The sequence below is a fragment of the Candidatus Thalassolituus haligoni genome (assembly GCF_041222825.1).
GTDB classification, from domain to species: Bacteria; Pseudomonadota; Gammaproteobacteria; order Pseudomonadales; family Oceanobacteraceae; genus Oceanobacter; species Oceanobacter antarcticus.
The window spans coordinates 3,533,033-3,557,039 of record NZ_CP139482.1 but is presented as its reverse complement, the minus strand read 5'-3'; the positions used below and the strand labels follow the sequence as shown (position 1 = coordinate 3,557,039).

17 protein-coding genes are annotated in these 24,007 nt (G+C 54.1%); 7 read left to right on the top strand and 10 right to left on the bottom strand.

Annotation, left to right across the window (positions count from 1 at the left end; all coding sequences use genetic code 11):
* The 3 genes from SOJ49_RS15960 to SOJ49_RS15950 are packed head-to-tail and all read left to right on the top strand — an operon-like array spanning position 1 to position 1,198.
* Entirely contained in the window at positions 1-519 is a 519-nt protein-coding gene (locus tag SOJ49_RS15960) for a hypothetical protein (protein ID WP_369855483.1), read from the top strand.
* Positions 519-911 carry a hemerythrin domain-containing protein gene (locus SOJ49_RS15955; protein ID WP_369855482.1) on the top strand — a complete coding sequence of 131 codons (393 nt, stop codon included), beginning with the start codon at positions 519-521 and terminating at the stop codon, positions 909-911. The genes SOJ49_RS15960 and SOJ49_RS15955 overlap by 1 nt, the downstream gene beginning before the upstream one ends.
* Positions 908-1,198, top strand: a complete 291-nt coding sequence (locus tag SOJ49_RS15950; RefSeq protein WP_369855481.1) for a hypothetical protein — start codon at positions 908-910, stop codon at positions 1,196-1,198. Before SOJ49_RS15955 ends, SOJ49_RS15950 begins: the two co-directional genes overlap by 4 nt.
* Before the next feature lie 80 nt (positions 1,199-1,278).
* Here the strand turns inward: SOJ49_RS15950 and modC are convergent, their stop codons facing one another.
* From modC to SOJ49_RS15935, 3 genes are all read right to left on the bottom strand, one after another.
* Positions 1,279-2,466, bottom strand: coding sequence for a molybdenum ABC transporter ATP-binding protein (gene modC / locus SOJ49_RS15945; RefSeq protein ID WP_369855480.1), 1,188 nt, complete (start codon positions 2,464-2,466; stop codon positions 1,279-1,281).
* Positions 2,467-2,468: 2 nt separating this feature from the next.
* Complete coding sequence (modB, locus tag SOJ49_RS15940; RefSeq protein WP_369855479.1) at positions 2,469-3,155, bottom strand: molybdate ABC transporter permease subunit; 687 nt, start codon at positions 3,153-3,155, stop codon at positions 2,469-2,471.
* A gap of 64 nt (positions 3,156-3,219) precedes the next feature.
* Positions 3,220-3,717 carry an ankyrin repeat domain-containing protein gene (locus SOJ49_RS15935; RefSeq protein WP_369855478.1) on the bottom strand — a complete coding sequence of 166 codons (498 nt, stop codon included), beginning with the start codon at positions 3,715-3,717 and terminating at the stop codon, positions 3,220-3,222.
* A 252-nt stretch (positions 3,718-3,969) separates the two neighbouring features.
* Between SOJ49_RS15935 and SOJ49_RS15930 the strand changes: the two genes are divergently transcribed.
* Positions 3,970-4,227, top strand: coding sequence for a nitrogen fixation protein NifZ (locus SOJ49_RS15930; protein ID WP_369855477.1), 258 nt, complete (start codon positions 3,970-3,972; stop codon positions 4,225-4,227).
* A gap of 10 nt (positions 4,228-4,237) precedes the next feature.
* Complete coding sequence (locus SOJ49_RS15925) at positions 4,238-5,917, top strand: SagB/ThcOx family dehydrogenase (RefSeq protein WP_369855476.1); 1,680 nt, start codon at positions 4,238-4,240, stop codon at positions 5,915-5,917.
* Positions 5,918-5,948: 31 nt separating this feature from the next.
* Here SOJ49_RS15925 and SOJ49_RS15920 read toward each other — a convergent pair whose 3' ends face one another.
* The 7 genes from SOJ49_RS15920 to SOJ49_RS15890 all read right to left on the bottom strand — a co-directional run bounded on the left by SOJ49_RS15920 (position 5,949) and on the right by SOJ49_RS15890 (position 20,607).
* Positions 5,949-6,947, bottom strand: a complete 999-nt coding sequence (locus SOJ49_RS15920) for a hypothetical protein (protein ID WP_369855475.1) — start codon at positions 6,945-6,947, stop codon at positions 5,949-5,951.
* A 129-nt stretch (positions 6,948-7,076) separates the two neighbouring features.
* Positions 7,077-12,950 (bottom strand): OmpA family protein, encoded by a 5,874-nt coding sequence (locus SOJ49_RS15915; protein ID WP_369855474.1) that lies wholly within the window; start codon positions 12,948-12,950, stop codon positions 7,077-7,079.
* A gap of 3 nt (positions 12,951-12,953) precedes the next feature.
* Positions 12,954-14,171 (bottom strand): hypothetical protein, encoded by a 1,218-nt coding sequence (locus SOJ49_RS15910; protein WP_369855473.1) that lies wholly within the window; start codon positions 14,169-14,171, stop codon positions 12,954-12,956.
* A gap of 18 nt (positions 14,172-14,189) precedes the next feature.
* The gene (locus SOJ49_RS15905) at positions 14,190-14,657 is read right to left on the bottom strand and encodes a hypothetical protein (RefSeq protein ID WP_369855472.1); all 468 of its coding nucleotides are present in this window, start codon (positions 14,655-14,657) and stop codon (positions 14,190-14,192) included.
* Between the two features lie 15 nt (positions 14,658-14,672).
* On the bottom strand, positions 14,673-15,722 hold the full coding sequence (locus SOJ49_RS15900; protein ID WP_369855471.1) for a hypothetical protein: 1,050 nt from the start codon (positions 15,720-15,722) through the stop codon (positions 14,673-14,675).
* 16 nt (positions 15,723-15,738) lie between these two features.
* Positions 15,739-18,729: a hypothetical protein gene (locus tag SOJ49_RS15895; RefSeq protein ID WP_369855470.1), complete on the bottom strand. Its 2,991-nt coding sequence runs from the start codon at positions 18,727-18,729 to the stop codon at positions 15,739-15,741.
* 759 nt (positions 18,730-19,488) lie between these two features.
* Positions 19,489-20,607, bottom strand: coding sequence for a DcaP family trimeric outer membrane transporter (locus SOJ49_RS15890; RefSeq protein ID WP_369855469.1), 1,119 nt, complete (start codon positions 20,605-20,607; stop codon positions 19,489-19,491).
* Between the two features lie 555 nt (positions 20,608-21,162).
* Here SOJ49_RS15890 and acs point away from each other — a divergent pair.
* Positions 21,163-23,112 (top strand): acetate--CoA ligase, encoded by a 1,950-nt coding sequence (acs, locus tag SOJ49_RS15885; protein WP_369855468.1) that lies wholly within the window; start codon positions 21,163-21,165, stop codon positions 23,110-23,112.
* Between the two features lie 173 nt (positions 23,113-23,285).
* A complete protein-coding gene (locus SOJ49_RS15880; RefSeq protein ID WP_369855467.1) occupies positions 23,286-23,969 on the top strand; it encodes a response regulator in 684 nt (227 codons plus the stop codon).
* Positions 23,970-24,007: the final 38 nt, after the last annotated feature.

The window sequence follows — 24,007 nt, the reverse complement described above, 5'->3', positions numbered from 1 at the left end:
ATGCTGGTACGAGAATTATTTAACGACGCTCCCCTGAGTCCTGATGGTCTGGTCTCACTTGACGTCCAGCGGCTATTACGTGAACCGATCGATATTGCCCGCGACTGGCACCGTGCTGAACGGCTGTTACAACAAGTGGCAGAACATCTGCCAGAACAGTTGGAAGTACAGATCGCGCTCTACAAAATGTACGCCTACGCCAACTGTTTTGATGCCTCGCGACAACTGATTGAACAGGTGTTGCAACGGGCTGCTCAACAAGCCGGTTTTCAGCCAGACTGGCGTTTGCTGACCTCGGCATCAACACCGTTTGATACCCTGCTGGCCAACGGTATTCATGGCCCGGTACGGTTGTATCTGTACAGCATGAAAGCCCTTGGTTTTGTCTCGCTGAGAGCCGGGAATATTGCCTTGGCTGAGCAGGTGTTAGCCAAGCTGTTGGCACTTGATCCCAGTGATGAAGTAGGTGGCAGTGTGGTGTACCAGATGGCCCTCAGTCTGACGGATGATGACAGTTAATGACAAGCCGCCCAATCCCTGTCCCTCTGACCTTGGGACATACCGATATTGATGGTGATCACCAAGAGTTTACCGAATGGCTAGCCCGGTTGGAGGCCGCTTCAGGCGCCGAATTTATCCAGCAATTTGGCCAACTGACCGATCACCTGAGCCATCACTTTGAACGTGAAAATACCCTGATGGTGCAATCGAGCTACCCTGCCTGCACTGAACACCGGGGTGAACATAACCGGGTACTGGGCGAAATGACCAATTTCCGTGCCCGTGTCGAAAGTGGCCGTGTCAGCTTTGGTCGCGCCTACGTTCTGGAACAACTACCCGGCTGGTTCGATCTCCACGTAACCACTATGGATGCCGCACTGGTGGAGCACCTGAAACGGAGCCAGGTATGACAAAAAACATCACCCTTGCCGGGTCAAACCCGGAGATAACCAGCAGCCACTATTTACTCCAGCTCGAAGGCAAGCTGCGCGCCATCATCGAGCTGAAGCCCACCTCGGAGTCAGACAATTGGTTGTTGTTTGTGCATATGTCGTACGATGGTGATACCGCTGGTACAACCAGTTTTAACCTCTACGGCTACAGTCGTGACGAAGCGGAAACACTGGCCGCCAACCTGAAAGACAATGCTTTTCTGATGAAAGAAATAGACGATTATCTGTGGGGCGAAAGCGACTGATCGGTTCCACGTTTGGCTGTTCACACGTTTGACTGTTCAATGGGCGGTGCTGTTTTACAAGGGCCGTCATATAACACAGTTTACAACAGTGCTGCCGACTTCACTTGTGCCCAGAGTGTTTGGCCGGGTGTCAGCCCCAGGTGCACCACCGAACGGCGAGTCATGCGTGACAGCAGCCGGGTCTCGCCGACCTTGACCCGTACCAGCGCCAGTGCATCGTGGTCGCCGTTACTGAGGGCTTCGACAGTACAGGGCAAGGCATTCACAATGCTGGTGTCGTCGTGGCGGTTGAGTGACAGACTGACGTCGCGAGCCAGAATACGCACCCGTACGGGCTGGTCGATGGCGTTGCCAGTGCGGTTGGTCAGGCTGTCGGGAGCATCTTTCCGACAGGCCGGATCGCTGATCCAGATCGAACCATCGTCTTCGTCCTGTGGCTGATTGGCAAAGCCGATACGTACCAGTTGCCAGTGGCTGTCGCGTTCGCGGATGTGACCTTGCAACACTACGCTGGCATCTTCTCCCTGTTGCAATGGGAAATCGAGCCGGGTGAGGGTGTCGTTCAGGGTTCCGCTGGCGACGACCAGGCCATCCTTGAGAGCAACCAGATAATCGGCCAGTCGGGCGACTTCCGCAGGGGAGTGGGTAACGTACACAATCGGCACATCAAGATGGTTTTTCAGCCGTTCCAGCCAGGGTAAAATTTCCTGTTTGCGCTGTTCATCCAGTGACGCCAGTGGTTCGTCCATCAATAACAAGCGCGGTTTGCTGAGCAAGGCGCGAGCGATGGCAACCCGTTGGCGCTCGCCACCGGAAAGCTGATGTGGGTAGCGCTTCAGCGTGTGCTGAATACCGAGCAGCTCTGTCACCTGTTCGAGGTCGTCCGCTTCAACCGGGCCTCGGGCCCGCTGGATGGCAAACTGAAGGTTACCTGCTGCGGTCAGGTGATCAAACAGGCTGGATTCCTGGAATACATAGGCCAGCGCCCGTTGCCAGGTCGGCACAGAACGGTGCTTGTCTTGCCAGCACTGACCCTGAAACACCAGTTCGCCGCTGGCGCGTTCAAGCCCGGCAATGTAGCGCAGCAGTGTAGTTTTGCCAGAACCTGAGTGTCCAAATAAAACACTGACGCCACGACCGGGCAGAGCGAGATCGACGTCAAGGGTAAAGCCTGGTCGTTGCAGGTAACAGCGTACCAACAGCTCAGGGTGTTCGCCCTGGGGATGACGACTGGCCGTTGCTAACGTTGTTTTTTTAAGTGGGTTCATGTTCATAGCAGCGGTTTGGCTCCCTGGTCACGTCGAAAACCATACAACAGCAGCAACACCACAAAAGAAAAGACCACCATACCGGCGGCCAGGGTGTGAGCGCGGCCGTAGTCGAGCGCTTCAACATGGTTGTAGATCTGCACTGAAATGACCTGGGTGACGCCGGGGATATTACCGCCGATCATCAGTACCACGCCAAATTCACCAATCGTATGGGCAAACCCCAATACCGCTGCGGTGTAAAAACCGGGGCGAGCCAGCGGCAGTATAACGTGGAAAAAAGTATCCCATGGCCCAGCGCCCAGCGTCGCAGCGGCTTCCCGTGGACGATCACCGAGCGCTTCGAGAGCGTTCTGGATCGGTTGTACCACAAAGGGCAAGGAGTAAAACACCGAGGCCACCACCAGTCCGGCAAAGGTGAACGGCAAGGTTCCGAGGCCGAGACTCTGGGTCAGCTGGCCAATCAGTCCATGTGGCCCCATGGTGAGCAGCAGATAAAACCCCAATACACTGGGAGGCAACACCAGCGGCAGAGCGACCAGCGCACTCACGGGTCCCCGTAACGGGTGACGGGTATGCGCCAGCCACCAGGCAATCGGGGTGGCCAGCAGCAACAGAATCAGGGTCACCAGCGTTGCCAGTTTGATGGTGAGCCAAACAGCGGTGAGGTCTGCACTGGAAATATCCATTCGAACCGTGCTCTCCGGGCGGGTTATGCGGGTAACTATGCGGGTAACTGGGAGCCTGTCGGACTCAGGCGCTAGTCTCACCTGTTTTGGCGCGTTTGAGCAAACGCAGACAGTCAATATTGCTGGCCAGGTCGAGGGCGGTGAAGCCATCGAGGGTTTCGGCACGGGTATCGGCCCCCTTGTCGAGTAGCCAGGCGACCCAGGGGGTTTTACCACTGGAGGCAGCATACATCAGCACGCTGGCGCCATTGTCATTAAGATTATCGAGATCGATCCCCAGGGTTAGCAGCAGCTCGGCAATGGCATAGTCATCGGCAACAACCGCAGCCCAGAGGGCATTGGTACCATCCATATTGCGATAGTTGAGGGCGTTCGTGGCGATGGCGTCCGGCATGGTGGCGAGGTCGGAAACCACATCAAATCGGCCCTGACGACTGGCGAGAATCAGTGGCGTGTCGTGGTAACGGCCTGGCTTGTCGAGGCGTTGCGGGTCGAAGCCATGCTCGACCATCCAGCTGATGGTGACGGGCTGCAGCGTAACGGGTTCGAGAGTGACGGGCATGGGGCAACTCCTGTAGGTCCTGGCGGTGCCAGACAACGGTATGGCAAAACTCTTGCTCTGCACAGGATATTCCAGTGAAAACGCTCAGCGCTCAAACGGTGGGTTCTGGCGCTTGTTATAGCAGGCAAGCCGCTGTTTTCAAGGGAAAACCACATCCGGTGCGGGTAATGGACAAGGTCTGTTATCCGACTGATTCTTCGGTAATTGTCGTAAATACGACACGACAAAGCCGACAACGACAGGAGCTGCAACATGACTCAATTGCAAAAAGGCGACGCCGTCTTTGCCACCGTTACCATCACCAACGATGGCTCTGTACCCAGTGCACCGGAAAGCCATGTCTTTGCCGAACCGGGCACTATGGGAATGCTGGTTAATACTGGTCATCTGGAAGAAGATCCTGAGCAGGAAATGTTGCTGGTGTGTTTTCCGGACGATGCGGGGAATCCGATTCATCTGGTGACCTGCTTCCCGGATGAAATCAGCGCCGAGCCACCCACTAGTCATTGAGCGATCCCGTATGTTAATCAGGGAATACCACCAACGCACCCGTCATCTGCCGGATGCTTACGCTGCCGGGCCGGAAAGTATCGACTGGGATGCTCAGCCCGATCCGTTCCGGCGTTACGACGGCGCCCGGCTGACCAGTTTGCCATTGGCTGCCTCGGAGTTGATTCTTGACCCCAACAGCCGGCGCTGGGAACAGCTGTGGCAACCGCAACCAGCGGCTAGCCCGCCCGTGGTCATCCCTGATCTGGCGCAACTGGGCTTGTTACTTGAATTGTCGCTGGCCTTGTCGGCCTGGAAGCAGTTCGGCAGCGCCAAATGGTCGCTGCGGGTAAACCCGTCCAGCGGCAACCTGCACCCGACAGAATGTTATCTGGTGGCTTGTTCGATTGCGGGGTTGGAAGACGGTGTTTATCACTATCGCCCGGATCAGCATGCACTGGAGTTGCGTTGCCCGCTGGATGCGGTCACCGGGTCTGCAACGCCGCTGCTGTATCTGGGATTAAGTTCGGTGCACTGGCGCGAAGCCTGGAAATACGGCGAACGTGGCTATCGCTACTGTCAGCTTGATGTCGGTCATGCGCTGGCGGCGGTCAGCTTTGCGGCTTCGACACTGGGCTGGGCGAGTCGCCAGATTCGCCCAGTGGCGCTGCCAGACAGCTCTCTGGCGAGCTTGCTGGGGTTGGATCGCCCGCAGGATCTGCAACAAGCGGATGGCTCGGTGGCAGAAGCGGAACATCCTGATTGTATGCTGAATTTGCTCGCCAGCGATCAGACTGATACTGCTTCAATGGCTGCGTCACACCGGTGGTTGGAGAAAATACGGGAGCATGTACAACAAGGGGCGTGGTCTGGCCACGCCAATGTGCTCGACAAACGCCACTTTTATCAATGGCCGGTGATCGACGACGTCGCCAAAGCTGCCAGTATTTCCACTGCAGCCATCCAGGTGGTCGAGCCGCTAATGCCGCCAGCATCCGCAAGCTGGTCGGTGCCGATCTGTGCCAGTGGCCAACGTGCGGTCGAACCGGCAGCGCGGCTGATTCGGCAGCGTCGTTCGGCACAGGCATTTGATCCTGCCGGGGGCATGGCGCTGGCCGATTTCTACACCTTGCTGGATCACTGTCTGCCACGGTCTGACTACAGCCCATGGAACACCTTGCCGTTTGCCACTGGCGTACAGCTGATGCTGTTTGTGCACAAGGTGGAAGGATTACCTTCCGGCCTGTATTGCCTGCAGCGCGACAGTAATGTAGCGCTGCCGGATATGCGGGGACAATTACGGGCAGAATTTCAGTGGCAAGAAGTCGATTCGGCACCGCCGCATCTGTCGTTCTATCGCTTGTTAGCTGCCGGGACACGCCGTACGGCGATGCGCCTCAGTTGCCAACAAGCCATCGCTGGAGAAAGCGCTTTCAGCCTCGCCATGATGGCAGACTGCAAAAAACTGGAAACCGAACCCTGGAGCTACCGCCATCTTTACTGGCAAGCCGGTGCTATCGGACAGGTATTATATCTGGAAGCGGAAGCGGCTGGATTACGCGGCACCGGGATTGGTTGTTACTACGATGACATGGTGCATAACCTGTTTGGCCTGCAAAACGACCAGTGGCAAGTGCTGTATCACTTTACGGTGGGATTGCCGGTGATTGATCATCGTATTACCAGCTGGGCAGCGTACAGCAAAACGTAGGGATGGGGCTCTGTCCCCATCCCTGGGCTGGCTACTCGAAGTTCCAGCCAACAGAGATATACGCGGCTGCAGCGTATAGGGTGTTTTCCGGCAGGGTGACAGAATCCAGTGCGTTGGACCATTCCTGAATCTTGTCACGATGACTGTACAGACCAGTAATCAGCAACATGGTACTCAGTTGCTGGCTGAACTGATAACCAACCCCCAGTTTGCCAGTGACATCCAGACCGCCACCGAAGGTGCGTTCAAGTGAGCCATTGTGGCTGCTGTTGAGGATTTTTTCGTAGATTGGTGTGCCAACTTCCAGAGAAAACTGGTAACGCATGCCACTGGATTGTTTCATGAAATAACTGTCGTAGGCGATGCCAATCATGGCGCCAAAATTACTGGCATCCTCAAATACAACGGTCTGGTTGGTTTCCGGGTCGTTGCGGATAAGATCAAAATAATCGGCTTCGTTGGAGATATCATCGAATTGATCGATGTATTGCTGCACCACGTCCATCATCGCCGGGTTGTTGGTAATGTAATCCTTGATCGTGGCGTTGTAGGCGTCGTTGGCGTTGCCGGTGGTCCAGTCAAAACGAGAGAAGGCGGTTTTCTGGTAGTGCATCCCGGCTGAGGCGTACCAGCCGTTCTGTAAGTGGTAGGACATCATCATGTCCAGAGTCTGGAAACTCAGTGACGTGGTGTTTTGCTGCACGTAACCGTCTTCGCCTTTCAGTTCCCAGTCTTCTCGATCTTCAAAGCTCAGTAGTGTCGAAGATGAGATGATGGAAAAACCGAGAGTGTTATTCACTGCCGTATAACCACCGGAACGCTGCACAAAGTTGACCGTCTCGAAAGTCGACTTCATGTTGACACCGTAGTAGTTGTTCAACTTTTCGCTGTAGTTAATGTATTGCATGCCAGCAGCACCAAAAACACTGAAGGAACGGTTTTCATATTCTGCCAGGGCCGACATGGAAGCAGTAGCAACCGCAACGGCCATCAGGGTTTGGGAAAGATACTTCGAACGCTGTGAACTCATGTGTAGCTTCCTGCAGACGGATGTGACAGAACTATACAAAAACCGTCTGGTCGAAAGAAGCGTTTGTCTGAAAATTAGTCATTTGGGCTAGACGTGAGGCATTGGTTCAATCGGGTCAATCAAACGGAATCAATCAAACGACGAGCGCATCGCCGCCAGCGACTGCTGGTCCGCCTTGAAGCGGATTTTCAGAAAGACACCCTGGGCAGTGTAGTTAGCCGCCGAAAAATCACTGTCGATAAAGCCGGAAAAGTTATAGCCCACACCCAGCCAGACGTTGGTTTTGGGAATCCAGCCTAGCGAGAAACCGGTGCCATGTTCCGACTGGCCAGCTTCATAGCTGTGCAGGCGGCGGCCATGGGCACCAACGTCCCAGCGGTCGGTCAGGTGGTGACGCCATTCTCCAGCCATATAGTCGATCGAAGCCGCGTAGTCGTCGCCATCGTATTGACTCAGCACCCGTTTCAATCCGTACTGCCCGGCAAGCTGATCGCGACTGGTGAACATCCAGTTAGCATGAATGTTGTTAATCAGCTTGCGAGTGCGATCGGGTGTGTGGTTACCGCCATCCGCAGTCTGCAGCCAGCGCGTTTGCCACAAGGCGGCATAGCGAGCCTGTTGCGGGCGCAGTGCCAAGTCAAACATGGCATCCAGTTGTTGACTGTAAATGCTGCCTGCCATGGAGCGGAAGAAGTCCAGACTGGCACCGGTAGACAAGGTGTCACTGATCGGGTGGTAAAGCGCGGAGGAAACGACCCATTTGTCGGTTTCTCGGCCGTCTCGGTATTCCAGCCGGTTGTTCCACTGCCAGGGTTGGGTGTTGTAGCTCACCCCGGTACGCAGCGCGTAATAGTCTTCGGTCTGGTCGGCGCTTTCGGCTGGCTGGTTGGCTTCAATGTTACGAGCTTGATCGAATCCCAGACTGGCGGTCCAGCGTTCATCAATAATAAATTCTTGACTCAGTCCCGACAGCGCCATGAGCTGATAGGCGTCATCCTGTCGAACTTGCTCAACACTCTGCTCAGCAATGGCACCTCGCCATGGGCTGGTACGCACACCCAGTCCAATGCGTTGCGAGGCTTCACGGGCAAAGCCCGTTTCCATTGTACTGAACACGGAGGTTTTATTGGTCAACTTGTAGTCTGCCGAGAAGATCAGCTGATCCTGAGCTTCACTGCGACGGGTATAATTGGCCAGTACGGTGGCGTTGGTGGTCAGCCGTTCTTCAAAGAAGGTGCTGGAGATACCCGCCGATAGCTGATCGGCAAACACGGTGTCTGTTTCACTCTCTGCCTGGGCGTTAATGACCCCGAAAGTGAGGCGGTTACTGTCATCTATCGCGCGGGTCCAGTCGCCCTGGCCCTGATAGGTATCGAGGCCGGTAGACAGTTCATGGTGGTGGAAGGCTGTCAGCGACAGCTGATCCCTGTCACCAATAAACCAGGTGCCTTCAATGCCTTCCTTGCGTGAGTCATTTTCGCTGTCTTCGTTGTCATCAACACCATAACGTTCGCCCTGGCGGCGGATATAGGCGCGGGTCTGCAGGTTTTCGCTGCGATGAGTGACATCGAGCAGATAGGCGTTGCCACTGAATTCACCTGCAATGGTTTTTTTGCTGCTTTGGCCAACTTCACCGGTGATTTCGGTGTTACCTAGCTTGAGTGTGGTATCGACAGCGGTCAGTTGGCCTTCATGGTCGGGCTGGTTGACGTTCACTGCGGATACGCCAGCCTTGAGTTGGCGATCAAAAAATTTAACTCCGGCACGACCACCGGCCACGTAACCCAGTTGTTGATCATCGACTTCGTATTCGGCCACGATATAGCGAGGGTTAAATGCATCATCGGTGGCCCGAATTGCCTGTTTGAAATAAATGGTGCCGTCTTCGTAATCGATGACGTAGTCATAGTCACGCAGCAGAGGTTCGGTGCTAATCACCAACTCGCTACGGTAGCGGTCATGGACTTCCAGAGTCAGCGATTCGCTGCTTTTTACCAGGTTTTTGCGGCTCAACCGGTATAGGCCCGAGGTGCCATCACCTTGGATTTCGTCACGGATAAAACCGTTGTCGGTTTGTGATACAAACGCTGTCGCTTCGACATTTTCACCTTGGTAGGCGGTTTGCAGGCCGGTCATGCGGCGGCTGTATTGGCCTAGTTCAGTCTGGTCGAGGTCGGTGTCGATATCACCAAACATGGTATAGAAGCGGTTACGCTCCAGGCGTACATAAAGTTTGCGGCCGGAGCTGGCATCGAGCTGTTGGTTGCTGGCGTCGCCGTAGAGGGTGTAGTACTCGTCGGCGTTAATCAGCTGCGAGAAGGCTTCTGCCTGGGGTTTACCACTGTCATAGGCAGCCGTCAGCAGCCACTCGCCCGAGACTCGGCCCTGGCTGTAAAAGGCGACTCGGCCATCATGGTAAATGTTGTTATCAACGCCAGTGGCGTTGAGTCCTGCGGCGTCGCCGGAGGTTGAATTAAAACCAACGGTCATGTCGCCCAGCCCGACCAGAATCCATTCGCGTGGTTCCGGTTTCAGCCAGGCGCGGATTTCTTCACTCTGGCCGTCGGCGTGGTTAAACACCAGTACGGCTTCACCGGAGCGGTTGGTGGGGGCCAGCGTAATACGAACCACACCATCCTGGCCCACTTGATAGAAGTTCTGCGAGCTTTCATTCAGCGGGCTGGATTCGGTTTCGCTCTGTTCGGAGTAGAGGGTGTAGGGTGATTCAACGGCGGTGCTGATTTGCAGGTTGGTGTGCAGCGGGTAGCCATCGCGGTCGGTCAGGCGTACCGCAATCACCGGTGTGGTAATCCCGTCGGCCACCAGGGTGCTGAGTTCTGGCTCCAGTCTGGCGTTGGCGGACTGTTCTGACAGTTGAACGCGGGCATCAATGGTTTCCAGCCGCTCTCCATTCTTGTTCAGGACATCGACCGAGAAGCGGTTGGCACCGGTATTAATGCTGATGCCTTTCCAGGTGGTGACCATCAGGTTTCGTGCGCGACTGCGGAAAACCCCTTCGAGGTTGAGCATGGAGACTGGCTCGCCATTCAGTTTCAGCTTGATGAGCTGATCTCTGGTGTGGCGAATGGCAATGTTGACGGCAGAAATAGAGGCACTGCGATCCAGTTGTGGCCATACCCATCCGGCTGTTTCTGGTTGGCTGGCAAACCAGTTTTCATCGAAGGATGGCATCTTCTCTTGCTCGGAAAATTCATTCTGATCCAGGTCAACCGTTTTGCGATGACGCTTGATTCTCAGTGAGTCGAGACTGGCTTGTATTTTCTCGGATTCAATTTGAGCACCGACGGATTCCAGTTGGACGTTCGCTTCTGCGGCCAGCAGGTTGACTTCGACTCGCCGGTTTTTGGCCCGGCCCTCGGTGGTGGTATTCGTCGCAATCGGGTCGACTTGGCCACGGCCTTCCGCCTTGATCTGGTCATCGGTCAGCTTCAGCTTGTCTTTAATATAGTCTGCCACGGCATCGGCACGGGCTTCTGACAGGGCCTGGTTATCAGGAAAAATATGACGGCTGCGGGGGGCGATGCGGGTGCGGTCGGTGTGGCCGACCACTTCCAGCTGGATGTTTTTCAGATCCAGCAGACGGTTGACCACGCCATCCAGGGTCATCTGGTCGTTGTCAGACAGCTCGGCAAAGAAAACTTCAAACTTGGGTTGCTCTGGTTGTTCCAGCACTCCCTGCGGTGGCGGAATACGCAGTTTAGCCAGTGTCGTGACTGGTGTGATTTTCAGGTTTTTTTGCTCACCGACTTCAAACAGGGTAACGGCTTTGGTGGTCAGGTCACCGGCTACTGCCTGGTCGGTCACAACGCCGTTAAAGGTGATGAGCTGTTGCCACTGTTCTGGCTTGTCGCCCAGATCGAATACCAGCGTGCCCGTGTAATTTTTTGGGTCTGCACTGGGGTATGAATCGACTTGGCTGCTGCCCGGCACATAGGCAACGCCTGCTGGCAAGGAGATCATGCTGCGGACATTCTGTATCGCCAAGCCTTCACCGTTCAGGGTAAAGGCGTAGGACAGCAACTCGCTGACTGGTGAGTGATACTCTGCCAATGTTGTGCGTTCTGATGCGCTCATTGGCACCAGGGTTTGCAGCAGTTTCTGGCTGACTTCACCCGATGGCGGTATTTTCGGTTTGAGGGTGTAATCAACCCGCCACAGGGAACCTGGCTGTAAATCGACAAACTGGCTGAAATCCCGGCCAGCATGAAAACCGAGGTTGTCACAGGCCTGTAATTCCAGGTTGCCGGGCAGGGTGATGGTATCCAGCTGGACGACGTGGCTGCCTGGGCGAACATGTTCAATGTGCCATTCACCGTTTTCGTCGGTGACAACGTAGGTGCCGTCTTCCATGAACAGACGCACGTCAGCGACGCCAATCTGTTCGGTGGTGTTGTCACAGTCGCCGATATAAACCCGGCCAAACAGGCGCGCATAGTCACGATAAAAATCGTCGTTCACTTTGACGCGAGCCGTTGCCTCATTGGTACTTAAAACGTCGTCGATAAGGTTGACGGTATTCACCAGCGAGCCTTTGGCGTTGGCCGCTACCTGAGTCACGTAGCTGAGGCTGGCGGATGAGTTGGCGGCAACGTCCGGGATGCTGAATCGCAGGGTACGGCCGTTACGGCTGATGTCTGGATCGGCAAGTTTCTCTCCAGCGAAATAGGCCGAGCCTGGCTGGTATGTCAGCCCCACGGGTAATTGATCGGACAGTTGGCCATCGCTCAGGGCAACATCTGCAAGTGTTAAGGTGACGCTGTATTTGATGAAGTCACCAATGGCGGCTGACGTGACATTGGCCGATTTTTTCAACAGTACGCCGGTGTCGAGGCGATCGGCGGGAACGTCGGTAACAAAGAGATGACTGCTCACGGTAAACGCGCCACCACGGGAAATGGCGTTGATAAGAAAGCCACCATCCAGCGCCGCAATGGCCGCATTGCTGGTGGCGGACGGAATCTGGTAATTGGTGGGAGTTTTAAATTCCAGTCGATATTCACCGTTTGGCAAATACGGGAAGCGGAAACTGCCATCCGGAAAGCTGACGTTGGTCGCCATGGTGTCTGCCGCACTAATGCTGGCGGTTGGGCCAGTGGTCAGTGTGGCAGTGTACGGGGTAATGCCATCGTCATCGTACACCGTGGCGGGTAGACCGGTGCTGTTGTCGATGAGAGTAACCTGAATACCGTTCAGTAGTTCGCCGGTGCTGGCGTCGAATACCCGGCTGTAGGGATCAAAGGTGCCGGTATCCTTGACGGTATCGGTTGCGTCGGTCGAGTCGATATACGACGCGGTAATACCCGAGTTGGTGGATACCGACAGTGCGCAGTTATAGCTGACGACACGGTCGTCTGCGCTCACGGTATTGATCACACCGTAGAAAATGCCGCTGTTGATATCGGATTCACTCAAGCGCAGGGTTTCGTAATCGCTGCCCTCGTTGTTGGAAAGGGTAACCGTAATCTGGTCAATCCGTACCGGGTTAAGATTTTTGTCCTGATCTTCCACTCGCACCAGTAAGGGTTCGCCGACCTTGAAACCATATTCCAGCGCACTGATACCGTAATCGCCAGGTAGATTCTGGGTGCTACCTGAGAGATCGGTGAAGTGGTTGTTGGCGGTAAAGTTACCTGTACTATCGGCACATTCTGAAGCGGAAATCGCAACCTGTTCAGAGCCGCTTGCCCCACTGAAGTGAAGTAAATCCAGAGTTGCGCTGGTGGCTGCAGGGGCAAAACTGATACTGCCAGTGGTAAAGGTCGCTGATGCTGATTGGCGCATGGACGTTTGGCCAACCTGGTAATTGGCACTGGCATGGTTGGTAATTTCAGTATTGGCGGGTGTTACTGCATGGCTCCACCCACTAATACCAATCACCAATAACGCTACTCCCGGGCGCAGGTATGGACGCGTCAGCACCCGGGGCATAACCCCGTGTGCTGAGCGGCCATAACGCATGTTCAACCCAGGAAAGTGAGGCATGCGTTACTGGATGGTGACTTCAAACTTAACCACCGCGATGTCGTCGGCTTCCATCTGCAAACCGGTACCCAGATCAACCGTGACGGTATCAATCGGGCTTGCACCTGAGCTGTCGGTCGCGACTTCACCTTCGTCCGTATCCACTGCTGGCGTCAGAGTGGTCGGCGTGGTTGTTCCGGCGCTGTTATCGGTGAAGTCGAGAGTGAACAGATCGGTGCCGTTAATCGCATCACCAAAGCGCAGGCTCGATACCAGCGTATCCGCAATCACAGCGTTGGTCGCAGTACCTCGGCCGGTATTGGTCAGTGTCAGGGTATAGGTGACGACCGCCCCCGGGATGAACTTCGGATTGGTGGTACCGTTGATTGGGTCTTCAGAAATGGCCTGGGTTTTCACCAGTTCCAGTATCGGGAAGGTCAGTTCGAGGGCATCGGTAGTGGTTTCTTCGTTCTTGGCACTATCGGCGATATCTGCATGAACGATATCGACAGCACCAACGCTGTCTGCGGCCGTTGTTTCGGTGGTGATATCGGTTTGAACGCTGCTGATCAGGGCATTACGACCCGAGACGGTCGTCTCCAGACCAAGGATGTCGGCGTCAGTACCTTCAAAGCCGATATCGGTCGCGGTGACATAGATATAGGTAATATCGTCTGTTGCGTTTGTTGCGCCATCGGCCAATGTGGTGGTGGTCAGCTGGGAAGTGACCAGAGTACCGGTAATCTCGGTATCTGCTCCGGTATCCAGAATCGCATCATCCGACTCATAGTATTTAACTGCGGTCAGGGCGTTGTCTATGGTATCAGCTACCGGGTTAGTGGCCGGATCACCACCTGTAACCGCCACCGTGCCAGCGGTTGCCATCTGATCAATAGCAGCCAAAGAGAAGTCCAGTGGTGCGTTACTCAGGTTGGTAATCTTGTACGCCATTACGGTGGTCTCGAGGCCATCGTTGGTGACGGTGTAGGTGGTGGTGGCCAGACGGTCAACTGAGAAGTTGACCTTGACGTCAACAACAAAGCTGGTGGGGTCGCCAGGTGTACCGCCAATAGTGGGGGTGGACTCAACCTGCGGCTGATCGGTAGCACCGACTTTAAAGTCCAGCGTTGCGGTGTTGTTAATCGTGGTACCTGCCGTGGTGCCGACGGCGTAGGCATTGGTTGCCATACCGCTCAGTGCGCCAATAACAGCAGGAACCCAAAGGGCGTTGTGCAGTTTCATGGTAGTTCTCTCCCGGGGTTAGTTAACACGTACTTTGAATTCAACCGTACCCTTTGAAGCCGGGGCTATTGCATCCAGGTTCCAGCGGATATGGGTAATCTCTTCAGGGCGTGCCAGTTGTTGCTTGCCGTCTTTTACAACGAACAATTCGGCAGCGCGGGCAAAGGCTTGCCCGTTGTCTGCGGAATAGGTCACCTTGCTGTTCAGGCCTGTGGCGCTGTTGGCAATGTAGGTGGTTTTTTCAGGAATCGGATTATTGATGGCGACGGAGGTGGCGGCCTCGGTTCCCGTGTTGGCGTATTCAATGCGATAGCCAACGATGTCACCGGGGACAATCTTGTCCAGCGATTGCCATTCTTCGGTCACCGAGCCGTCTTGCTGTTGCTTCAGTACAATTTTGAAGGCTTGGTTTACCAGCGTGACATCGGCCATGGCGGCCAGAGGTGTCAGTATCAAACCGATAACAAATGCGCGAATTATCTTCATAGGAATGCCCTTTGATTACTTGATTTCAGCTTGCAGCTGGACGCGGAAACTGGCGCCGGCTGCCTGGGTGCCCAACGTGACAAAAACCGTGCCGTTACTGCCTGCAGCAGAGTCAAACGATCCGGCGTCAGCATCCGTTGCGGTGTCGGTCAGTGGAGTGCTGGTGCTGGTCAGGGTGTCGATTTGCACAATCGAGTTGGCTTTGTAGGTCAGCTCACCTGGCAGCTCATCGCTGATAACCAGGTTGTCTACAGAACCGTTGGCAACAGTGGCATCGATCTGATAAGTGATGATTGAGCCAGGCACCATGCTGCTGCCACCGAAGGGATCAACCACACGGAAGACGGTCTTGGTCATATTGACGGTGGCGCTACCGGCGCCAGTGCCGATTTCGAGGGCGCCGGTGGCGGCGTCGGTGTAGGAATTGCCAATAACGGCATCGTTGGCACCACCGCTACCAACACCGGCCATCAGGTCGCCAGGGGCTGGACTGGCACCGCCATGGGAGACCACGGTTTCCGAAATGGCGGACAGCTTCAGCTGGCCGATATCCCCTGCCGCTTCGGAACCGGTGTTAGGAATATCCAGGAGGATGAAAATGGTTTGATCATCATCGGCAGTCAGGCCGATGGAGCTGGAACCGGATGTCAGCAGAGTGTCAGTGCCTGGGGTGTAGGTACCGTTGCCGTCAGTATCCTGGTAGATACGTACATTGAGAGCGTCAAAATCGTCGGAAGTCAGTTGATCCAGACTGATCTCAAAGTCTTCCGCGCCGTTACCAGTGTTGGTAACAACGTACGTCAGAACCTGATCTGTTGCGCCAGCAATCGTGGATACGTTGCCGCTGTTCTGGGAAGTCACGTTGACGTTAATCAGTTCCAGAACGCTCAGTTTGACTTCGGCACTTTTGGTCAGGCCAGTAGTACCGCCTGGCAGGTCAAAGGTGGCGCTGGCGGTGTTGGTGATTTCGGTACCCGCAGGGGTACCAATCGCCAATGCCGCAGAACTGGCCATGGCGGCCAGTGTGCCGGTGAGCAGTTTGAATGCCCGGTTAAGCGTTGTCATGAGTAAAAAACCTCCGTTACTCTACAAGTACTTGGTATTGAAAGGAAAATGCTGGATTGCTGCTGCCATTGGATTCACTCATCACGCCTTTTGGCGTCAGGCGAATATGCGTGACAGCTGCGTCATATCCTCCTGCATCGGGTTGTGGCACATAGCCAAATGTCGCGCCGTTATCATCAGAAAAATCGACATCGTCGGTGCTGGAGTCGAGCTGCTCGAAGGTAAAGGTCAAGTTGCTAGGGGGGCTGCCATCAACAAAACCAATAGGGCTACCGCTCTGTAAATCACTGACAAACAGCGGCATCAGATCGGTCACCGGGTCGACAATAACGAGGGTGTTTTCGTCTACAGTGCCATCCCCGGCATTGGTGGTCGTCAGGGTGTACAGAATTTCTGCACCGGGGATACGTTTGGGATTGTTGCTGCCATTGACTGGGTCATAAATCACCAGCGTCGTTTTGGTGATCGACATCTCCGGGCGGCCATAGACCTGAATAACCTTGCTACGGCTGCTGTATACATCACCTTCATACCCTTCGTCGGCCGTCAGGGTGACGACCCAGTTGCCAATACTGCTGGCACCATCCGGTATCTCGATCGCCTGTTCGTAGGTGTTATAGGCACCACTGGATGAAACAGCCGTTAGTACTCGGTCGGTGACAGGACTCCCGCCACTGTCATTGACCGGGTTACCGGCAGGATCCGTGATGGTCATGCGGGCGCTGGTGATATCGCTATAGCCAAACGGGTCGCTGACGACAGCCCGCAAATACACGATCGAGTTTTCAATCACTTTGGTCATCACAGCACCAGCGGCATAGGCAGAGCTGTAGGGTTCCAGGCTGTTGACGTTAATAACGGTATTCGAGGTCAGATTGATCTGACTGGTATTGCCGGAACTGAACGGATAGACGTACAAATCACGACAGTTGGTACCGTTACGGCCACCACAGGCTTGCTGGGTGATTTCAACGCTCATAGTGTCGCCGGAGGACAGCGCCAGAGGGTTGGTCACAGTTAAATCCAGCGAATATTGGGTCGGGGTGTTTCTGTTGATGCCCAAATTGTTGTCGTAACGGGCGATCTCGGTGCCGTCAGCCAACAAACGTATGGTCAGGTTATGGTTGCGAGTACCGCCGCCGCCACCACCTGCTTCAGACTGGAGAATAAGTTGAACCGGAATCGTGCCGCTGCTGTAGTCGAGGCTGACATCGGTTTGCAGCGCTGGTGTTAATGTCCAGGAGGCCGATGTGCCGCCGACGGCACCGGCAAGGGTAATGGCTGTGGTGCTGGTGGAGGCAACCCGTGTCAAAGTCTGGTCATTCTGCAAATACAGTGGCTTGTTGCTGCCGCTGGTAAAAGTGGTCGACACGGTCAGGGTGGCAGATTGCACCTGCAGGTTGTTGCCCTGTGCATCCGTGATGATGGCTGTGTTGTCGACGGTTTCGCCATCAACCGCCGCCGCACTGATCACGGCTTCAATAACAATGGTCTCTGTCTCTCCGGCGGCAATGGTGATGTTATCGATCACCACGGTACCGGCACCGTAATCCCCCGCCGGTGCCAGGACGCTGTTATTGGTGCTGCCGGCTGGTGCACTGACAAGGGTGTAACTATTGATTTGTGAAGGCAGATGATCAGTCACATTTACGCCGTTTGCGCTGATCGTGCCGGTGTTGACGACGGTAATGCTGAACCTCAAGGTGTCTCCTGGTGCCAGATTGCCTGAGTTCACGTCTTCGCCTGTTTTGGCCGAGGTGCTCAAGTCCGGGGCACCGATGGTCATTTCAAGGGGTGTGTCGTTGTTCCAGTAACGGTTATCAAAGATTTGTCCGTTAACCGTGGCGGTCAGGATGATGCTGTCGAGCGTTGTGGCGCTGGTATCAAAAGACAGGCTCAGCGGCTGACTGCTGTCATCATCGTTGAGCGCGGCAGCATAGCTGCAAGTCACCAGACTGGTGGTTGCGCTGCAACTCCAGCCCGATCCCGCGCTGCCAGACAGGAGCAGTCCATCGCTGAGCGGAATGGTTACAGCGGAACCTGAGGGTGCCAGGCTGGGGCCGTTATTAGTGATGGCCAGGGTGTAGTTGGCATCCGAACCCCGGTAGACGCTGACCGCCGAGCTGGATGTGATGGTCATGTCGGCGACAGCCTGGTTTGGCACACTGATGATTTCGGCACTGAGCAGCACATAGTCACCACCGGATGAATAGGTCGTGGTGACTGAGGTGTCCCCAGCGCTGATATAGCTGCCAATCTCATAGCTATCGATGTCAACGCCACTGGTATTGCCAATGACATTGGAATAGGAGTTAAACTGATTGTTGGAAGGGTTGCCGCTGTCAATCAGGGTATTGCCATTAAATTGCAGTGTCTCTGAGTAGGTCAGGGTTTGCGAGTTGCCCGAGTCACCCTCCCAGGTTATGTGAGCATGGCGTCCGCCCTTGGCGGCCGGATTGTCGGTGATCACAAAGTTGGTGGGCGTCAGACTAATAAAGGTATCGCGGAACCCCTGATAGCCATCAAACAGATTGACCACTCGTAATGGTTCAGACGGATTTTCATAAATAACAACCAGTGCCCAGCCGCCGAACACCAGGCCGGAATTGCAATAGTTTGTCTGGGTATCAATGGTTACACCGCTGACGCTGTAGGAGCTGGAGCTATTGCTGACCAGATCGGTGACATTGGCCCGGGCACCGTAGGAGTAGTTGTTGCGGTTATTGAAATAGAAGGTCTCGGTAAACATCTCGTCGGCAGTGACCGTGGTGCCGTTGAAGACCACCAGGTTGTCATTCGATTGGCCGCTGGCAGCCCAGTACAAAAACGCGGCTTCGATGCTTGATCCGGCGGGAAGGGAGATGTTGTCTGATGAGGTGTTGAAGGTTTGGCACTCGTTGGCAGCATCACGAAAGGTGCCTCCTCCAAGTTCAAACGACAGATTCCCCGCGTAGCTTTCACGTAACGCCACTTGCTCACTGGCGACTGCCGATACGGCAAACAACAATAAGAATATTCTTGTCAGGACGTTCGAGTTAAAGGGCCCGATTGCCTGTAAAAAACAGATGAAGAAATACTTAATGATAACCGTTGTTTTGCCAACGATAACCAAAAGAGCCCCTTGCGCCGAGTCAGGCCGCTTGTGAAATAAAGTAAAAAATAGGCGGCGATGGTATGAATGTTACTGATGGGAGTCAATCTGTTGACTATATCGGATGGCTTGCGGCTCATGGCTTTTAAGTTATTGATATAATAAGCATTCCTACAATCTGGCAGTTTATTGGGTTTTAATAATGCATAATTTGGAGTGTTTTCTCTAGATTGTTGCTGTACTTTCTTTAATCAGCTGACTTTGATGATTTTGTGATATATCTCTCAATAATTGACTTTGCCCCAGCGGTTAGTATGGGTTTTTATTTTTTTTTGTAATTTTTTGTAATTTTTTGTAATTTTTTGTAAGTTTTGGTGCTTTTATTATTGATAAAATGAATATAAAGAAATTTTTTAGTTGATTCTGTTGTTATCCTGATTTTAGGATTTTTTGACCTGCAAAATAAAAATTGTCAATAATTTGACTTGTTGATGACTTTTTTTCACAAGTAGGTGCCGGTGTGTAGACGGGAAGCCGAGTTGGGCCGCTTCTTAAGACGGTGCTCTGAATAAGAGCAAACGGTTTATACGAGAAAGGCGGTTGGGATATTTATCCGCTGGAGAGTCGAAATAAAAAACCCGACATGAAGTCGGGTTTGTTGTTTGAACGGATCAATCAGAAGGCGTATTTGGCAGTAAACTGCGCCCGCGTCATATCACCATCAACGCCGCTTTCTTTTTCCAATGTTGCCTTGCTTAGCTCAACACCATAAGTCATCTTCTCTGCCGGACTCCACATAACGTTGGCGCGCATGCTTTTGGAGGATTTATTAACGGCGGTGCCAGCATCAGCATGGTTGTCAGCATTGATCATACTGTAGCCAATGGTGCTGCGAACACTGTCGTTCCAGTGGTGGCGGAAGCCAATAAAGGCCGCAGTGACGTTATTGCCTACCAGATCACCCTTGTTGGTCAGCGTCGCATCGCTGGACATGGCTAGACCAACGTAGCGGGCGACATGACCCTTGGTGATGCTGAATTTCAGGTCATCTTTACCCACCATCAGCTTACCGGAAACGTTCATACCGAAGCGCATGATGGATTCATCAATGTTGTTTGCTTCGTCTTTATAAGCCAGGTTACGGGCGATACCGGCAACGGACAGGTCGGCATTGCCGGCCTTGAAGTTGTAGCGTGCGATCATGTCTGGCAGCGCAGAATCATCGGTATTACCAACACCGTTGACCGTGGTTGCCGGGTTTTCCAGTGCCAGTTGCAAGCCACCATTGGTGTAGCGGATTTGCGCCTGACGGTTGAACACGGTGCCGTCACTGACGCCGAGGAAATCGACGGTTTCCAACAGTGCACCGGTATTCATAAAGGTCGACCAGGTCTGGCCGAAAGTGTAATTCCCATGCTTGAAGAAGGCATGGCGCAGACGTGGAGAATTGGAGTTGGATACCACTTCGTTGCCAGACCCGGTCAGGAAGTCCATCTCAACAAAGGTAGTCACTTTTTCGCCAGAATTGAGGGTGGTGACGGTCTTGAAGTTGATTCGTGATGTTTGAGCGCCCATATCGAAGGCGCTGCTGTCGTTGCCCGTGTTACCGGTTGGCGTGGCTGAAGGAACGTAAAAGTCACGGCCACTGCTGGTCGAGGCAATTTCACCTTCAGAGTAGTTGGATATCATAGCGTCCATTTTGATGTAGCCGCCGTAACTGAATTCTGTGTTTGCAGCCTGTACAGCCATCGGCAGGGTTGCCGAGGCCAACAGGATCAGTGAGGTTTTGCGCATGTGCTCGCTCTCCTTTTGTAATTATCATTGTTCTGCGCGGCCACTATGGGTTAGTCCTCTACGGGTATAAAATTAGCCAAAAGTCGTACCGGTAAAGAGGCACTAGTATAACTACCTATAGCTGAGTAAATCGGCTAAATGGCTGATGTAACTTACGTTTTTAACAGTGTTATGCTCATGACCATGCTATTCCAACGGTTATTGGCTACCTGTTCTTTTAACGGTCGACTGGTACAAATCCGCACCCCGCAGGGGCTTGGGTGTGATTGGAAGCGACGGATGATAGAGGCGAGTTTATTCTCTGCAGTAGCACTGACTGGCAGGCAGTGAGACACTGAAACAGACGGGTTGTCTGGCAATAACGGGGGAAATACAGGCCGTTACAGTGGCACGGAATGACCAATCCTGGCGTGGTAAAAATTCAAATCGCCATAAGTAGACCATTGTCTAATTTTTTGCCCACCCGCCAATGACCAATATGGGGTCAGCAGTTTGTATCGCTGCCCCGGACACACGGAATGCGCGATAACATAAAATAAAAGAGGGGAGTACGCCATGAGCGACCAGAAGGTTTATCCGGTAAAGCCGGAGTTTGCTGATTCAGCCTGGATTGATAACGACAAGTACCTGCAGATGTACCAGCAGTCCGTCATTAACCCTGAAGGGTTCTGGCGTGAGCAAGCAATGGAACGTATCGACTGGATGCGTCCATTTACCAAGGTTCGCAATGTGTCCTTCGACGATCACAACGTCGATATTCGCTGGTTTGAAGACGGTGCCACCAACATGGCCTACAACTGTCTTGACCGTCATCTGGAAACTCGTGGTGACCAGACTGCCATCATCTGGGAAGGGGATAACCCGGATGAGAGCAAAAACATTACCTATAAAGAGCTGCACGAAGAAGTCTCGCGCTTTGCCAACGCACTGCGTGGCCAGGGCATTCGTCGTGGCGATGTGGTGTGTATTTACATGCCGATGATTCCTGAAGCTGCCGTTGCCATGCTGGCGTGTACCCGTATTGGTGCCATTCACTCGGTGGTATTTGGTGGCTTCTCTCCGGAAGCCCTGGCCGGACGTATTGAAGATTCCAATACCAAGCTGGTCATTACTTCTGACGAAGGGGTTCGTGCCGGTCGCACCGTTGCCCTGAAGGCCAATGTGGATGAGGCGCTGACCAACCCGGCGATCAAGTCACTGGAAAAAGTCATTGTCGTCAAGCGTACCGGTGCCGATGTGGCGTGGCATCCTCATCGTGACGTCTGGTACCACGATCTGGTTGCGTTGGCGTCGCCCAACTGTCCTGCGGAAGCGATGGACTCTGAAGATCCGCTGTTTATCCTGTATACCTCCGGTTCTACCGGCAAGCCCAAGGGTGTGGTGCATACAACCGGCGGTTATATGGTGTGGGCTTCCATTACCCACCAGTATGTGTTCGATTACCACGACGGTGATGTGTACTGGTGCACGGCGGATGTCGGCTGGATTACCGGCCATACCTACCTGATTTACGGCCCGCTGCTGAATGGCGGTATCACGCTGATTTCCGAAGGTGTGCCTAACTATCCGTCCATCAACCGCTGGTGCCAGATTGTCGACAAGCATCAGGTGAATATCCTCTACACCGCGCCCACAGCGATTCGCTCACTGATGGCTGAAGGTACGGCAGCGGTGGACGGGACTTCTCGCAGCTCGTTGCGGTTGCTGGGTTCTGTGGGTGAACCAATCAACCCGGAAGCCTGGGACTGGTACAACAAGACCATCGGTGAAGACAACTGCCCGATCGTTGATACCTGGTGGCAGACCGAGACTGGCGGCATCATGATTACGCCACTGCCAGGTGCAACAGCGCTGAAACCCGGTTCGGCGACACGGCCGTTCTTTGGTGTTCAGCCAGCGATTGTTGATAACTCCGGTATGATTCTGGACGGTGCAACAGAAGGCAATCTGGTCATGGTTGACAGCTGGCCGGGCCAGTCCCGTTCCGTTTTTGGTGACCACGACCGTTTTGTCCAAACCTACTTCTCCACCTTCCGTGGCATGTACTTCACCGGTGACGGTGCCCGTCGTGACGAAGATGGTTATTACTGGATCACTGGCCGTGTTGATGATGTCATCAACGTTTCCGGCCACCGCATGGGTACCGCAGAAGTGGAAAGTGCCCTGGTTGCTCACCCGAAAGTGGCTGAAGCAGCCGTGGTCGGTTACCCGCACGATATCAAGGGTCAGGGTATCTATGTTTACGTCACTCTGAACTCGGGTGAAGAAGGCAGTGATGAGCTGGTGCAGGAGCTGCGCAAGTGGGTTCGTACCGAGATTGGTCCGGTGGCAACGCCGGATCTGATCCAGATTACCCCTGGACTGCCAAAAACCCGTTCCGGCAAGATCATGCGTCGTATTTTGCGCAAGATTGCCGCCAACGAGCACGATGCATTGGGTGATGTCTCAACGCTGGCGGATCCTACCGTGGTCGACAGCCTGATTGAGAATCGTAAAAATCGCTGATTAACAGACGTTGATTCACAGACGCTGATCGATCAGACTCAAACACGCCGATTGCAGTTGGTTCTGCAGTCGGCGTTGTTTTTTGTCGGCTTCCCAGCCCGTTTAAGATGATCCGGCCTGACCGACCGGAGGCATCACCGAGCAGCGATACGCTGTTCGCTCAGGAGGACCCCATGCAGCTTGCCCAAAAAATAATTATTGCAGACGATCACCCGTTATTTCGTACCGCGATGCATCAGGCCGTGAAACAGTTGGTACCTGATGCCGATATCCCCCAGGCGGACTCGCTGCCGGAATTACAACGCGTCGTTGAACAACATTCCGATGCCGATCTGATCTTGCTCGATCTGCAAATGCCCGGTGCTCACGGTTATTCCGGGCTGGTATATTTACGCTCCCACTACCCGGAAATTCCCGTAATTGTGGTATCGGCCTGTGAAGACCCGGCCATTATGTGTCAGGCGCTGGATCACCAGGCGTCGGGATACATTGCCAAATCCTCGCCGTTAGAAGACATCGCCATCGCGATTCGCAAGGTACTGGAAGGAGAGTTGTATTTACCCGATATTGCGCGTCGTCATCAGCATCACCCTAACCAGAATGCATTGGACATCGCTGCGCGCCTCGCCAGTCTGACGCCACAGCAATTTCGTGTTCTGACCATGATGGCGGAAGGGATGTTGAACAAGCAGATAGCCTACGATCTTGACGTCAGCGAAGCTACCATCAAGGCCCACGTCACCGCTATTTTTCGCAAGCTGGGTGTGCGTACCCGAACCCAGGCGGTGATTGCGGTGCAAAGTCTGGATATTGAAAAGCCAGATACCCAGATGGCGAACGCACAATCCGGGAGTTGATCGTTAGCCTGTTCGGCACGTGATACGCGGTGATAGAG

Coding starts and splice junctions, on each gene's coding strand:
- SOJ49_RS15915 (WP_369855474.1), bottom strand. CDS start 12,950: ATGCCTCACTTTCCTGGGTTGAACATGCGTTATGGCCGCTCAGCACAC.
- modC (WP_369855480.1), bottom strand. CDS start 2,466: ATGAACCCACTTAAAAAAACAACGTTAGCAACGGCCAGTCGTCATCCC.
- SOJ49_RS15905 (WP_369855472.1), bottom strand. CDS start 14,657: ATGAAGATAATTCGCGCATTTGTTATCGGTTTGATACTGACACCTCTG.
- SOJ49_RS15900 (WP_369855471.1), bottom strand. CDS start 15,722: ATGACAACGCTTAACCGGGCATTCAAACTGCTCACCGGCACACTGGCC.
- acs (WP_369855468.1), top strand. CDS start 21,163: ATGAGCGACCAGAAGGTTTATCCGGTAAAGCCGGAGTTTGCTGATTCA.
- SOJ49_RS15935 (WP_369855478.1), bottom strand. CDS start 3,717: ATGCCCGTCACTCTCGAACCCGTTACGCTGCAGCCCGTCACCATCAGC.
- SOJ49_RS15950 (WP_369855481.1), top strand. CDS start 908: ATGACAAAAAACATCACCCTTGCCGGGTCAAACCCGGAGATAACCAGC.
- SOJ49_RS15890 (WP_369855469.1), bottom strand. CDS start 20,607: ATGCGCAAAACCTCACTGATCCTGTTGGCCTCGGCAACCCTGCCGATG.
- SOJ49_RS15960 (WP_369855483.1), top strand. CDS start 1: ATGCTGGTACGAGAATTATTTAACGACGCTCCCCTGAGTCCTGATGGT.
- SOJ49_RS15910 (WP_369855473.1), bottom strand. CDS start 14,171: ATGAAACTGCACAACGCCCTTTGGGTTCCTGCTGTTATTGGCGCACTG.
- SOJ49_RS15930 (WP_369855477.1), top strand. CDS start 3,970: ATGACTCAATTGCAAAAAGGCGACGCCGTCTTTGCCACCGTTACCATC.
- SOJ49_RS15955 (WP_369855482.1), top strand. CDS start 519: ATGACAAGCCGCCCAATCCCTGTCCCTCTGACCTTGGGACATACCGAT.
- SOJ49_RS15920 (WP_369855475.1), bottom strand. CDS start 6,947: ATGAGTTCACAGCGTTCGAAGTATCTTTCCCAAACCCTGATGGCCGTT.
- modB (WP_369855479.1), bottom strand. CDS start 3,155: ATGGATATTTCCAGTGCAGACCTCACCGCTGTTTGGCTCACCATCAAA.
- SOJ49_RS15925 (WP_369855476.1), top strand. CDS start 4,238: ATGTTAATCAGGGAATACCACCAACGCACCCGTCATCTGCCGGATGCT.
- SOJ49_RS15880 (WP_369855467.1), top strand. CDS start 23,286: ATGCAGCTTGCCCAAAAAATAATTATTGCAGACGATCACCCGTTATTT.